Genomic DNA, 13,236 nt, shown 5'->3' with positions numbered 1-13,236 from the left:
CGCTGAAAGCATCTAAGCGGGAAACTAGCCTCAAGATGAGATCTCACTGGAACCTTGAGTTCCCTAAAGGGCCGTTCGAAGACTACGACGTTGATAGGTTGGGTGTGTAAGCGCTGTGAGGCGTTGAGCTAACCAATACTAATTGCCCGTGAGGCTTGACCATATAACACCCAAGCAATTTGCTTGCTCTGACGAGCACCAGATTGCGGTGTGTGAAGACGATAGAACCGAAAGTTCGATCTCACAAAACACCGAAAGCTATCACATACCCAATTTGCTGAAGCGAGGCCATCAGGCCACGACTCAGTACCCGAATTTCTTGACGACCATAGAGCATTGGAACCACCTGATCCCATCCCGAACTCAGTAGTGAAACGATGCATCGCCGATGGTAGTGTGGGGTTTCCCCATGTGAGAGTAGGTCATCGTCAAGATTAAATTCCAGAGCCCCTGTTTGCTAACGCAAACAGGGGTTTTGTTTTGGGCGGTCGAAAAGTTAATGAGCAAGGCGTGTCGCAGTTTCTTTAGCTTCACTGGCCTGGGCTATTAAATCTCTCTGTCATTCGGACAAAAGCACCGATGCGCACGTTGAAAACCACCAGTAATAACTGGCGATGAATTATAAATACCTGGCACTTATCGCACTTTTTAAAGTGCATGGCGGACTTTCAGTAACTCGAATTAAGATAAAGACTATCGGGCGCATAAAAAAATTGAACTTTCTTTAATGGTTATAACACTGTTAAGCGCAACATCAATATATATGATAAATATTCAAAAAGTTTTTTTATCCATTAAAGTTTTTTTGCAAGCCGCCGAATTCTTATACTGTAGGAATGGCACGGAGCAGCCGTCTCGTACATTAATAATTGTCATTCCGAGAGGGCAACATGCTTAAAAACACACTGGTTAACATGAGCGTCAGATCTAAACTGATACTCGGTTTCACGCTCGTCATAGTGTTCACCGTTCTTATCGCGCTGACGGGGTGGTCGGGCATATCATCGCTCAGTGAACGCAGTGAGCGCGTCGCCGATATTGCCAAGCTCAGTACGCTGACGCGAGACATGCGAATAGCTCGCTTGGTTTACAGCTTGAATGCCGACGACGCGAACGCGGCTGGCTGGCTTAAAGCGTATGAAAACCTGGATAGCCACCTGGGTTATTTAAGCAAAGTGCTGGACTCCAAACTCAACGTTCCGCATGTAAACACTGCAACAGCGGCGATGAAAGAGTACATAGTGTTCTACACTAGTTTGATCAATGCCACTCACACGCGTGAGGCCAGTCGCACACTCGTTGGCAGCCGTGGTGATGACGCGGCAGCCAAGTTACAACAGCTCAACGTGCTGGCTAATTCGCCAGACAGCACTTCTGCACAACGCGAGCTAATGGCGCAGGCGTTCACACTGTTTCAGAAAATGCGCGCCGATGTGGTGGCGTACACGCTGACGCTGAAACCCGAAGCGCAGCAGCTCGCAATCACCTCAATTTCTGCGACGTCTGCCTATATCAAAACGCTCGAAGGTTCCGGCATCCAACCCGACGCTATCAAAACGCTTGAAGCCTCGCTGAATGAGCATGAGGCTGCTTTTACACAGTTTTCGAGCGCTCAGGTTGCGATTAACAACGCCCAGGCCGGTATATCGAAAAACATCGAAATCCTGCTCACGTCCGCCAATCAACTAGCACAAAACCAAGTGGATTTGCGTATTGAAGACGTAAACCAAGCCAGCAAAATGTTGGTTATGTGGCTGGTGGTAGCGCTTATTGTCAGCGCACTCGCTGCATGGCTCATCACCCGCGTTATTGTCGGCCCGCTGCTTGAAACGCTGCAGTTGGCTGACCGGGTAGCCAATGGGGATCTAACGCACAACGCTGTCACCACGCGGCGCGACGAGCTGGGCATGTTGCAAAGCAGCATGCATCACATGACTCAAAACCTGCGCCAGTTGATCGGTGGTTTGCGTGATGGTGTCACTCAGATAGCCAGCGCTGCCGAACAGTTGTCGGCAGTCACGGAGCAAACCAGTGCAGGCGTGAATAGCCAGCGCAGCGAAACCGATCAGGTAGCAACGGCCATGAATGAAATGGCAGCCACGGTTCAGGAAGTCGCGCGCAACGCTGAACAAGCCTCGCGCGCGGCAGTTACTGCCTCAAAAGAAGCCCGCGAGGGTGATGCGGTCGTGGGCCGTGCCGTGCTTCAGATCGAACAGCTCTCGACCGAAGTCGGTCACTCCAAGACCGCGATGGATGAGTTGAAGCAAGAGAGCAACAAGATTGGCGGAGTGCTTGATGTGATTCAGGCCGTCGCTCAGCAAACCAACTTGCTGGCACTCAACGCCGCCATCGAGGCTGCACGCGCGGGTGAAGCCGGCAGAGGTTTTGCGGTGGTCGCCGATGAAGTCAGAAGCCTCGCGCAACGCACCCAAACCTCAACCGAGGAAATTGCATCCTTGATCGATGGTTTACATCGTCGAACTGCACAGGTTGCGACCATCCTCGAAAACAGCCGCGTACTCACCGACAACAGCGTCGAGCTGACCCGTGATGCAGGGACCTCGATCAGTAACATCAGCCGTTCGATCTCGACCATCGAATCAATGAACCTGCAGATCGCCGCTTCTGCAGAAGAGCAGAGCGCCGTCGCCGAAGAAATCAACCGCAGCGTTCTGAACGTCCGCGATATTTCGGAGCAAACCGCCTCCGCCAGTGAAGAAACAGCCTCTTCCAGCGTCGAGTTGGCTAAGTTGGGTGTGCACCTGCAGGGTTTGGTCAGCAAATTCGTTATATAAGGCCGGCTAAAACAGCCAGTGCTTGACCTGGACCTGGCTTGTTGTGACAAAACAGCATGCCGTTGGGGAAATCGATGCAAAGTGTTTCTGCATTTTTGGTATGGTGCAGCACATTTTCACAAGGATTGATCTTTCATCCGCAGGACGCGGCGTCGATCTTCTTCAACGAGATGCTGTAGAAATGCCCGAAGCGATACCGATCAAGGATCACGAAAAAGAAAACCGCCTGGTCAACAAGCGTTTACTCGCGTGTGCGCTGTTGGTGATTGGCATCACCTGCGCCCTGGTGGGTCGCATGTACTTCCTGCAAGTGGTGCAGTACGACTATCACTCAACGATTTCTGAAAACAATCGTGTCCACGTATTGCCGATTACGCCGACGCGCGGGTTGATCTATGACCGCAACGGCGTGGTACTGGCCGATAACCGTCCCAGTTATAACCTGACCATCACCCGCGAGCGCACCACCGACCTCAAGGGTGAGCTGGACGCCATCGTCAATCTGCTGCACCTGCCCGCTGAAGACCGCGCCGTGTTCGACAAGGCGCTGAAGCAGGCGCGCCATCCTTTTGTGCCGGTGACGTTGTTCTACGAATTAACCGAAGAACAGATCGCCGTGCTGGCTGTTAATGAATTTCGTTTGCCCGGCGTGGACGTCGAGCCTCAATTCGTTCGCCACTATCCGCTGGGCGCGCACTTCGCCCACTCGATTGGCTACGTCGGCCGCATCAACGAAAAAGAATCCAAGGCCCTCGATTCGGTGGAGTACCGCGGTACGCAATCCATCGGCAAGACCGGTATCGAGCGCTTTTACGAGTCTGAACTGCATGGCCACGTAGGTTATGAAGAGGTTGAAACCAATGCTCAGGGCCGCGTACTGCGCGTGCTCAAGCACACTGACCCGATCCCCGGCAAAAACATCGTGCTCAGCCTCGACGTCAAGCTGCAGGAAGCGGCGGAAGAAGCCTTGGGCGATCGCCGTGGTTCGGTGGTTGCGCTCGACCCGCAAACCGGTGAAGTACTGGCAATGGTCAGCAAGCCGAGCTTTGACCCGAACCTGTTTGTCACCGGCATCAGCTTCAAGGAATACGCCGCGCTGCATGATTCCATCGACCGGCCGCTGTTCAACCGCGTACTGCGCGGGCTCTATGCGCCCGGTTCAACCATCAAGCCGGAAGTGGCCATCGCCGGCCTCGACAGCGGTGTGGTCACCGCGCAAACCCGGGTGTTCGACCCCGGTTATTACCAATTGCCTGATTTTGACCACAAATACCGCAACTGGAACCACAGCGGCGACGGCTGGGTGGACATGGACGCGGCCATCATGCGCTCCAACGACACGTATTTTTACGACCTGGCTCACAAGCTGGGCATCGACCGCCTGCACGACTACCTGGCCGAATTCGGCCTTGGCCAGAAGGTCTCGCTCGACATGTTCGAAGAGTCGGCTGGCTTGATGCCTTCCCAGGCATGGAAGCGTGCGACGCGGCGCCAACCCTGGTTCCCGGGTGAAACCGTGATCCTTGGCATTGGCCAGGGCTATATGCAGGTCACGCCGCTGCAACTGGCGCAAGCCACCGCGCTGATCGCCAACAAAGGCGTGTGGAACCGACCGCACTTGGCCAAAACCATCAACGGCGTGGCGCCGGTGGATGAAAACCCGATGCCCAACGTGGTGCTCAAAGACCCGCGTGATTGGGAGCAGGTTAACCATGGCATGCAACTGGTGATGCATGACCCGCGCGGCATCGCACGGGCCGCCGCACTTGGCGCGCAATACCGGATCGCCGGCAAGAGTGGTACGGCGCAGGTGGTGGCGATCAAGCAAGGTGAGCGTTACAACCGCAACAAGACCCTGGAGCGCCATCGCGACAACGCCTTGTTCGTTGGCTTCGCGCCAGCCGAACACCCGAAAATCGTGATTTCGGTGATGATCGAAAACGGCGAGGCCGGTGGCCGCGTGGCAGGCCCGGTGGTGCGGCAGATCATGGACGCCTGGCTGCTGGACCAGGAAGGCCACCTCAAGCCGCAATATGCAACGCCGGCCAAAGCGCCAGGTGACCCGCACGTCTAGTCTACTTGCCACTCATCCCAGCGCTCTATGCCTGCATAGGCGAGCCAGGGCACATCATGAGCGGTCCAGATGTGCGAGGTGGGCCGAACGCCTGGATCATCATCCAGCGTCGCCACCCGCACAATCACATGGGGCTGATGCCTACGCTCCGCCACCAGATGTGAGCCGCACCTTGAGCAGAAATGCCTGAGTTTGCCCGGTGAAGATTCAAACGACGACAGCAACTCTGCACCCTGCGCCCAGCGAAAGTGCTCGCGCATCACCCCGGCCGTGGCCACAAACGCTGCGGCATGCACCTTGCGGCAGCTGTTGCAGTGGCAGTGGCTGATCGGCATGTCCAGGCTGTCCACCTCGTAGCGCACAGCCTTGCACAAGCAACTTCCATTTAACGGCTCAGTCATAACGTTAGGTCGGTTCAAGGATGGGGCATCATCATCGCGCACAACCCAAGGTTGCGCATTGGTCGATGTCGCCTAATGTCAATGGAGGAGGTGACTTATGCACGTATTAGATCGCATCGAACGAAAAGTCCTGCTCAGCGCGCCACGTAAACAGGTGTGGGAAGCACTCACCGATGCCGAGCAGTTCGGCAATTGGTTCGGCGTCGCCCTCAAGGGCAAAACCTTCGCGGCGGGGGACACCCTCGAAGCGCCGATCACCTACGCAGGCTACGAGCACGTGGTGTGGAAGGCCAAGATCGAACGCATCCTGCCGCAGACGCTGTTCTCGTTCTGGTGGCACCCTTACGCGGTCGAGAAGGATGTCGACTACGACGCTGAAACACCGACCCTGGTGGAGTTCACCCTGGAAGATCACGCGCCGGGCATTTTGCTGCGGGTGGTCGAGTCCGGCTTTAACGGCGTGCCCGCAGCCCGGCGGCAAAAAGCCTTCAAGATGAACTCGCGTGGGTGGGATGAGCAAATGAACAACATCGAAACCTATCTTGGCGGAGCCCGTCGAGACTGACAGCCTCGATGGTTGAGCTGTAGACATTACCGTTACACGCGCCCGATAAGGGCGGCGTGTACCGTTTTAGAAGTCTATCGTCGCCGACAGCTTGGCCACACGCGGATCGCCTTGGGTCAGATAACCGCCCAGCGCCGATTCCCAGTACTTTGTATTGGCAACGTTCTCCACCGTAGCGCCCAGCGATACATCACGCTGGTCGACCTTGAAGGTGTAGCGCGCGCCTACGTCGAAGCGGTTCCATGCCGGCAAGCTCAGGTTGTTGGCCGCATCGGCGTACTGGCCGCCGGTGCGCAACATCCGCCCGTTCACGCTCACGCCCTGCAGGCCGGGCACGTCCCAGTCTACGCCGGCGTTAAGCTGGAATGACGGCACGCCAATCGCACGGTTGCCGTCGTTGGCGCCGTTGAGGGTGTCTTTGAGTTCGGTCTTCATCACGGTGACGCCGCCAAGCAAACGCAGGCCGCTGATCGGTTCACCGAACACATTCAGCTCCACGCCCTGGTTGACCTGCTGGCCCTCACGCACATACAGCGCGGTGGTCGCGCTGGTTTGCGTCGAGTAGCCGTCACTCGGTTGCTCGATGCGGTACACGCCCAGCGTTGCGCCGTAGGTGCCCATATCAAGTTTGACGCCGGCTTCGGTTTGCTTGGTGCGCGCGGGCGCGTACGCCTCGGCGCCGTTAGTCACGGTCAAACCGCCTGACGCAACGGGTGCCGTCGGGCCTTGGGCCAACCCTTCAATGTGGTTGGCGTAGAGCGAAACGTGGTCCCACGGCTTGAACACGATGCCGTACACCGGTGTGGTGATCGACTTGTCATACGCGGCGGTGCGCGTGCCCGTGCCGTAGGCAAAGCCCTGAACCACCAACTGCTGGCGGCGCAGGCCGGCGGTGAGCAGCAGGCGGTCGTCCATAAACCCGACGGTGTCCGAGATCGCCGCACTGCGTGCAAAGGTTTTGGCGGTGATGCCCGGGTCGTTCATGTCGCCACCCGCGAAGCCGCCTTTAACCGGCTCGGCGACACTCGATGGCTCGTAGATATTGCTCGCATGGCCGCTGAGGTCAAAGTCGTAGGCGTTGCGCGCCTGAGTCCAGATTCCGGTCAGCCCAAGGTTGAGTTTGTGGCTGACGTCGCCGGTCTGGAATTTACCGTTCAAGCCGGTCATCAAGCTGGTGTTGTCTTCCTGGTGATGAATGCGCGAACCGGTCACGTTGGCATTGCCCAGATTGTCCGTCAGCGTCACCGAGGAGTAACGGCCTTCTTCGTTGGTGTGCTTGGCGCCGCCTGCGAGGTAAACGCTCCAGTTGTCGCTCACGTCATAGTCGGCGCGCAGCATGCCGAACGTGTCTTCAAGGTCGGTGGAGGCCCACTTGGGGGCGTAGTTGGTGTCCGCTGATGGCGCGTCGGGAATATGCGTGACTGCCGTGCCAAGGAACACCGAGTTGCGGCCACCATTGATGTGCTGGCGTTGGTAGGCGAAGTCAGCGGATAAACGCAGCGCATCACCGCGATAATCCAGGCCTGCGGCAAACAGCTTGGAGCGCTGGTTTTCGTCGTCGATGCCGGTATCGCCTTCGCGCTGGGAAATGTTCACGCGTGCGCCAAAGCGGTTGTCTTCGCCAAAACGCTGGCCCACATCCAAATGTTCGCCCACCCGGCCATCACTGCTGATGTCGGTACTGAAACGGCGTAATGGCACGTCCTCCGCGCGCTTGGGTTGCAGGTTTACGCCACCGCCGATGCCTGAACCGCCGGGCGTTACACCGTTGATAAAGGCATTCGGCCCCTTGAACACTTCAACCCGTTCCAGCGCATCGGTGGACATGATCTGGCGCGGCAAAATGCCGTACAAACCGTTATAGGAAATATCATCGCCATTCAGCGGCAGGCCGCGAATCACAAAGGCTTGTGACTGGTTGCCATACCCCGACGCCTGGCGCACGGACGCGTCATTGAGCAGCACGTCGCCGACGGTTTCCGCCTGCTGGTCACGTATCAGTTTCTCGGTGTAGGCGGCCATGCTGAACGGCACGTCCATGATGTCCTGGTTGCCCAGCACGCCCAACTGACCGCCACGCGCCACCTGGCCGCCGGCGTATACCGGCGGCAGGGCATTCGGCGCGGGTGCGTCGGCGCTGATGCGCGTGGCCTCCAATTGAAGTGCAGTGCCGCCCTGGCTGCTGTTCGCTTCCTGCGGGGTCAGTGGAGTCAGCGCGGTTGCGGCGTGAGCGGCAAAACTCACTGAGCAGCAAAGGGCGAGCAGGGTAGGGCAAAACGGGATGGAAAGTCGGGCACGGGCGGGCATGGTCGATCCAGACGGCGAACCGTCACAGTGAGGAAAAGGGCAAAAACGTTGCGCGTCCTCGCTGCGCGGATACGACTCCGGCGCGAATGATAGTGATTGTGATTAATATTTTGCAACAAGTTTGTATTATTGTGGTCTGCGCGCGCGTTAACCGGCCGCTTCCAGGCGGATGCCGAGTAGAATCACGCCCTGAACGTTATGGCTGAGGTGCGGTACGGTGGATTTACAGCAGGGTTTTGTCCTGACCCGGCATTGGCGCGACACCCCGGCGGGTACGGAGGTCAGTTTCTGGCTGGCCACCGACCACGGCCCCCGGTGTATTCGCCTACCCGTGCAAACGTCGGTGATGTTCATTCCCGAGGTGCACCGTAAGCCTCTGGATTGGCTGCTCAAGGGCGAGCGCGAGGTTGAATTGCGCCCGCTGCAACTGTGCGATTTCCACCACCGACAGGTGCTGGGCCTTTACACCCGGCAGCACCGCCAGGCGATGGACCTGGAAAAACGCCTGCGCGCCGCCGGCGTCGACGTCTACGAGGGTGACATACGCCCGCCCGAGCGCTACATGATGGAGCGTTTCATCACCGCGCCGGTCTGGTTTGGCGGAACGCCCGACGCCGACGGCACGCTGCTCGATGCGCAAATGAAACCTGCGCCCGACTACCGCCCGCCGCTGAAACTGGTGTCTCTGGACATCGAGACCACGGCCAAAGGCGACCTCTATTCCATCGCCCTTGAAGGCTGCGGCGAGCGCCAGGTGTACATGCTCGGCCCGCCGAACAAGGCCTGCGCGGTCGACTTCAAGCTCGACTACTGCGACACCCGCGCGCAACTGCTCGAACGCCTTAACCAATGGCTTGCGACCCACGACCCGGATGCGATCATCGGCTGGAACGTGGTGCAGTTCGACCTGCGCGTGCTGCACGAACATGCCCAGCGCCTGAATGTGCCGCTGCTGCTCGGGCGCGGCGGTGAAGCCATGGCCTGGCGCGAGCACGGCAGCCGCAACCACTACTTCGCTGCGGCAGCGGGGCGGCTGATTATTGATGGCATTGAAGCGCTGCGTTCGGCCACATGGAGCTTCGAATCCTTCAGCCTGGAAAACGTCGCGCAAACCCTGCTTGGCGAAGGCAAAGACATCTCCACGCCGTACCAGCGCATGGACGAAATCAACCGCATGTTCGCCGAGGACAAACCCGCCCTGGCGCGCTACAACCTCAAAGACTGCGAGCTGGTCACGCGGATTTTCGAGAAGACCGAGCTGCTCAAATTCCTGCTGGAGCGGGCCAGCGTCACAGGGCTGCCGGCGGACCGCAATGGCGGTTCAGTTGCGGCCTTCACCCATTTGTACCTGCCACTGATGCACCGCCAAGGGTTTGTTGCGCCGAACCTGGGCGATAAACCACCGCAAGCCAGCCCCGGCGGTTTTGTCATGGACTCGCGCCCCGGCCTCTACGAATCGGTGCTGGTGCTGGATTACAAAAGCCTGTACCCGTCGATCATCCGCAGTTTCCTGATTGACCCGGTGGGCCTGATCGAAGGCCTCAAGCACCCTGACGACAGCGCGTCGGTGGAAGGCTTTCGCGGTGCGCGGTTCTCTCGCACCCGGCACTGCCTGCCGTCCATCGTCACGCGCGTGTCCGAGGGCCGCGAGCTGGCCAAGCGTGAGCACAACGCGCCGTTGTCGCAGGCGCTGAAAATCATCATGAACGCTTTTTACGGCGTACTGGGTTCCAGCGGTTGCCGGTTTTTCGACACGCGCCTGGCGTCGTCGATCACGATGCGCGGGCACCAGATCATGCGCCAGACCCGCGAACTGGTGGAGGCCAAAGGCTATGAGGTGATCTACGGCGACACCGATTCCACCTTCGTCTGGCTCGGCAGTGCGCATTCCCAAGCAGACGCCAGCCGTATCGGCGAGGCGCTGGTGCAACATGTGAATGAGTGGTGGCGCGCGCATTTGCACAGCGAATTCGGCCTGCAAAGCGCTCTGGAACTGCAATACGAGACCCACTTCAGTCGCTTCCTCATGCCGACCATTCGGGGCGCGGAGGAGGGCAGCAAAAAGCGCTACGCCGGGTTGGTCGTGCGCGCCGATGGCAGCGAGCAAATGGTCTACAAGGGCCTTGAAACCGTGCGCAGCGACTGGTCGCCGCTGGCCCGGCAATTCCAGCAAGCGCTTTACCAGCGCATCTTCCATCGCCAGCCCCATCAGGATTATGTGCGCGACTATGTGCGCCGTACCTTGAGCGGCGAACTCGACGACCTGCTGATTTACCGCAAACGCCTGCGCCGCCAGTTGGGCGACTACGAACGCAACGTCCCGCCGCATGTACGCGCTGCGCGCCTGGCGGATGAATACAACGACCGCCTCGGGCGACCGCGCCAGTACCAGCGTGGCGGCTGGATCAGCTATGTGATGACCGTCAACGGGCCGGAACCGTTGGAAGTGCGGCAGGCGCCGATTGATTATGATCACTACGTCACTCGGCAACTGCAGCCGGTGGCCGATGCTATTCTGCCGTTTGTGAATGATGATTTCGGCACCTTGGTCGGCGGGCAAATGGGCCTGTTCTAAACGGCCAACGTGAACGCCGAACGGCTGCGACAGCGAGGAAACGCCCATGTACACGCTCTACGGCACCGACGAATCCGGCTCCTGCATGATCGAAATCGCCCTCCAGCGTTGCGCGGTGCCGTGGCATCGGGTTAACGCCAGTTCCTGGGACGACGGCGAGGGCAGCGACGCTCTTGCGCGTATCAACCCGCTTAAACAGATTCCTACGTTGGTCACGCCCGATGGCCAGGTGCTGACCGAAAGCGCCGCGATTCTGATCCACTTGGGCCTGGAGTTTCCGGCTTCCGATTTATTGGGCGGTGACCGCGCGCAGATCCTGCGAGGCCTGGTGTACATCGCCGCCAATTGCTATTCGGCCATCGGCATCATCGACTACCCGCAACGCTGGCTGGGCACTGCGGATGAGGCGGCGCAGGCGCAATTGGTCACTGGCACGCGCCGCTACCTGCATCAAGCCTGGGTGGTGTTCGCCGACCAATTTGCCGAGCAGTTGTTTGCGCCGGATACGCGGCCGAATGCGCTCGGCATTATGGCCGCTGCGGTGTCGCGCTGGGACGAAGCCCGCGAGATGCTCAGCAGCCTGGCGCCAGGGCTTGCCCAGACGTTGGCGCAGGTGGATGCCGACCTGCTTGTGGCGCCCGTGTTTGCCCGGCATTGGCCGCAGTGGGGCGTCGCGTAATGGGCGTGCAATCAGAAGAAACAATGATGCTTGAGGGCATACCATCCCTTGCGTGGTGGGCGTCCTGACCTACTCTTCTTAACGTAGTGTAGGAATCATCCTTGAAATTGACTGTCGCAGACATGAAACTCAAGAACACTGCATGAAATTCAAAGGAGGTGCGCATGCTCATCCGGTCGCTGACCCTGGCTACCTTGATGGCTTTTACGGGGCCGCTGTTGGCCGCGGATGATATTAACCCGCTCAAGCAGGACATGGGCAAGTCACGCCCGCTGGTGGTTGTGGAGCTGGATTCCGGCAACCAAACATTGGCCACCTTGCACAAACAGCTGGAAGAGCCTGCCACCAAGCAGTCCTTTGAAGAGCGCAGCATGGTGTTCTACACCGTGAAGTTCGGCAGCATCGGTGCCGAAGGGGAGAAGTTCGCCAAAGACCCGAAGGACAACAAAAAGCTCACGCCGCCTGAAACCAATGCGTTGATCCGTGCGCTCAAATTGGGCGCCGGCAGCGGCACCAAAGTGATTCTGGTGGGCAAGGACGGCGAGAAAAAACTCGAGAAGACCGTGCCACCGGATACCCTCGACCTGAAAGAGTTCTTCAGCGCCATCGACCAGATGCCGATGGCCGAGAAAGAACTCGCCGCCCCAGCCGAACCCGAGCCTGCCGCCGCAGCGCCTGCCAAGGGCGCGAAAGCCGGCAAACCCGCCAAGCCTGCGGCGCAATCGTTGGATGACTGACGCGCCTGCCCGCAGGGGCGAGCCCGCTCGCTCCTACGGGTTTTTAGCGGCTTTACGCACTGGAAATGGAAAGTAAAAAAAGCGCAAAAACGCCACGCGCTTGATTACTTCGCCGATCAGCAGCGGCGCCACGATCGCCGTCACCAAACCCACACTCGCCGCCACAAACGGATGCAGGCCCACACGTTCCATCAGGTCCACCGTCTTGTGCTGGATTTCGCCGTGGAAGATCAACAGAATCAGCGTGGACTGGCCGATGTAGGTCATCGCTCGGGTGATCAGCGCCGACACCATCAGCACCCGCGCCAGCGCCCAACACAAGTACACGCCAATCAGCGCCAGCAAGCTGCTCCACAACCAGTGGTCATAGCGACGTTGCGCGATGTCCATGGTGTCGCGGCTGAAGATGAACACCGCCGCGAACAGCGCCACCGACATCAGCAAGGTCCACAGTGAGCCCGAATGGGTACGTAACCAGTCGCGCAGCAAATAGCCGTAGACGAAACAGGCACTGCTGATCAACGTAATATCAAGGCCGAACGGCAAGCCCGGCAGCACCCAGCTTTGCCCGGCGAAGGTGACCGGCAATTGCCAGAACCACGGCAGCATCCAGATGCCGACCAGCAATTGCACCACCATCAACACGCAGCTCACCGGCAGCGACAGCTGCCAGCGCGAGATCAGCCGCAGCACCACCCAACTGAACAGTATCGCTACCCAGAAGTGCGGCAGAAACCACAGCGCCTGCCACGGAATGGTGTCCACCGAGGCGTACAGCACGCCGCCTATATCCGGCAGCAACGGCTGACCCCGCAGGATGTCGCGCACGATCACATACGCCAGCATGGTGAAAAAAAATGGCTTGAGCAGGGCGTCGGCCTTGCGTATTGCCATCTCCCCAAACGGCTGCTCAGGCTTGAAGAACACCCCGGACAGAAAGAAGAACAACGGCAATACAAACGAGGCGAGGATCGGGTAGAGCAGCTCCGGCGAGGACGCGACAAACCAGCTGTGGGCATACACGATTACCAGAATGCCAATGCCTCTGGCGATGTCCATTTGAATCCAACGATGTTTCACCTGACTACTCCCTTCGATAAATT

At 58.7% G+C, this 13,236-nt stretch carries 9 protein-coding genes, 2 rRNA genes and 1 pseudogene; 9 read left to right on the top strand and 3 right to left on the bottom strand.

The genetic code is table 11. The features are described from left to right. The 5 genes and pseudogenes from F0169_RS19555 to mrdA form a co-directional block, all read left to right on the top strand. Positions 1–163: ribosomal RNA gene (locus F0169_RS19555) — 23S ribosomal RNA — on the top strand; the annotation flags it as partial. Between the two features lie 155 nt (positions 164–318). Then, positions 319–434: ribosomal RNA gene (gene rrf / locus F0169_RS19550) — 5S ribosomal RNA — on the top strand. A 456-nt stretch (positions 435–890) separates the two neighbouring features. Beyond that, positions 891–1,940: pseudogene (locus F0169_RS28490) on the top strand (methyl-accepting chemotaxis protein); the annotation flags it as partial. Continuing rightward, a complete protein-coding gene (locus F0169_RS28485) occupies positions 1,923–2,795 on the top strand; it encodes a methyl-accepting chemotaxis protein (RefSeq protein ID WP_425274307.1) in 873 nt (290 codons plus the stop codon). The pseudogene F0169_RS28490 and the gene F0169_RS28485, both read left to right, overlap by 18 nt. Positions 2,796–2,976: 181 nt before the next feature. After that, the gene (mrdA, locus tag F0169_RS19540; protein ID WP_058414122.1) at positions 2,977–4,869 is read left to right on the top strand and encodes a penicillin-binding protein 2; all 1,893 of its coding nucleotides are present in this window, start codon (positions 2,977–2,979) and stop codon (positions 4,867–4,869) included. On the opposite strand, the gene F0169_RS19535 is transcribed toward mrdA, so the two are convergent. Then, complete coding sequence (locus F0169_RS19535; protein WP_058414123.1) at positions 4,866–5,270, bottom strand: GFA family protein; 405 nt, start codon at positions 5,268–5,270, stop codon at positions 4,866–4,868. The two genes, mrdA and F0169_RS19535, sit on opposite strands and share 4 nt — an antisense overlap. 97 nt (positions 5,271–5,367) lie before the next feature. Between F0169_RS19535 and F0169_RS19530 the strand changes: the two genes are divergently transcribed. Then, a complete protein-coding gene (locus F0169_RS19530; protein WP_152747379.1) occupies positions 5,368–5,835 on the top strand; it encodes an SRPBCC family protein in 468 nt (155 codons plus the stop codon). A gap of 66 nt (positions 5,836–5,901) precedes the next feature. Here F0169_RS19530 and F0169_RS19525 read toward each other — a convergent pair whose 3' ends face one another. Beyond that, the gene (locus F0169_RS19525) at positions 5,902–8,142 is read right to left on the bottom strand and encodes a TonB-dependent receptor (RefSeq protein WP_152747378.1); all 2,241 of its coding nucleotides are present in this window, start codon (positions 8,140–8,142) and stop codon (positions 5,902–5,904) included. Between the two features lie 217 nt (positions 8,143–8,359). Between F0169_RS19525 and F0169_RS19520 the strand changes: the two genes are divergently transcribed. From F0169_RS19520 to F0169_RS19510, 3 genes are all read left to right on the top strand, one after another. Beyond that, positions 8,360–10,717: a DNA polymerase II gene (locus F0169_RS19520; protein WP_172979486.1), complete on the top strand. Its 2,358-nt coding sequence runs from the start codon at positions 8,360–8,362 to the stop codon at positions 10,715–10,717. A gap of 46 nt (positions 10,718–10,763) precedes the next feature. Beyond that, the gene (locus tag F0169_RS19515; RefSeq protein ID WP_152747376.1) at positions 10,764–11,396 is read left to right on the top strand and encodes a glutathione S-transferase family protein; all 633 of its coding nucleotides are present in this window, start codon (positions 10,764–10,766) and stop codon (positions 11,394–11,396) included. Positions 11,397–11,560: 164 nt separating this feature from the next. After that, entirely contained in the window at positions 11,561–12,133 is a 573-nt protein-coding gene (locus F0169_RS19510; RefSeq protein ID WP_058414128.1) for a DUF4174 domain-containing protein, read from the top strand. 33 nt (positions 12,134–12,166) lie between these two features. Here the strand turns inward: F0169_RS19510 and F0169_RS19505 are convergent, their stop codons facing one another. Next, the gene (locus tag F0169_RS19505) at positions 12,167–13,213 is read right to left on the bottom strand and encodes an acyltransferase family protein (protein ID WP_341869105.1); all 1,047 of its coding nucleotides are present in this window, start codon (positions 13,211–13,213) and stop codon (positions 12,167–12,169) included. Positions 13,214–13,236 lie beyond the last annotated feature (23 nt).

Origin of the sequence: Pseudomonas kitaguniensis (assembly GCF_009296165.1) — a bacterium.
GTDB lineage: Bacteria > Pseudomonadota > Gammaproteobacteria > Pseudomonadales > Pseudomonadaceae > Aquipseudomonas > Aquipseudomonas kitaguniensis.
This window is presented reverse-complemented; position numbering and strand designations above follow the sequence as displayed.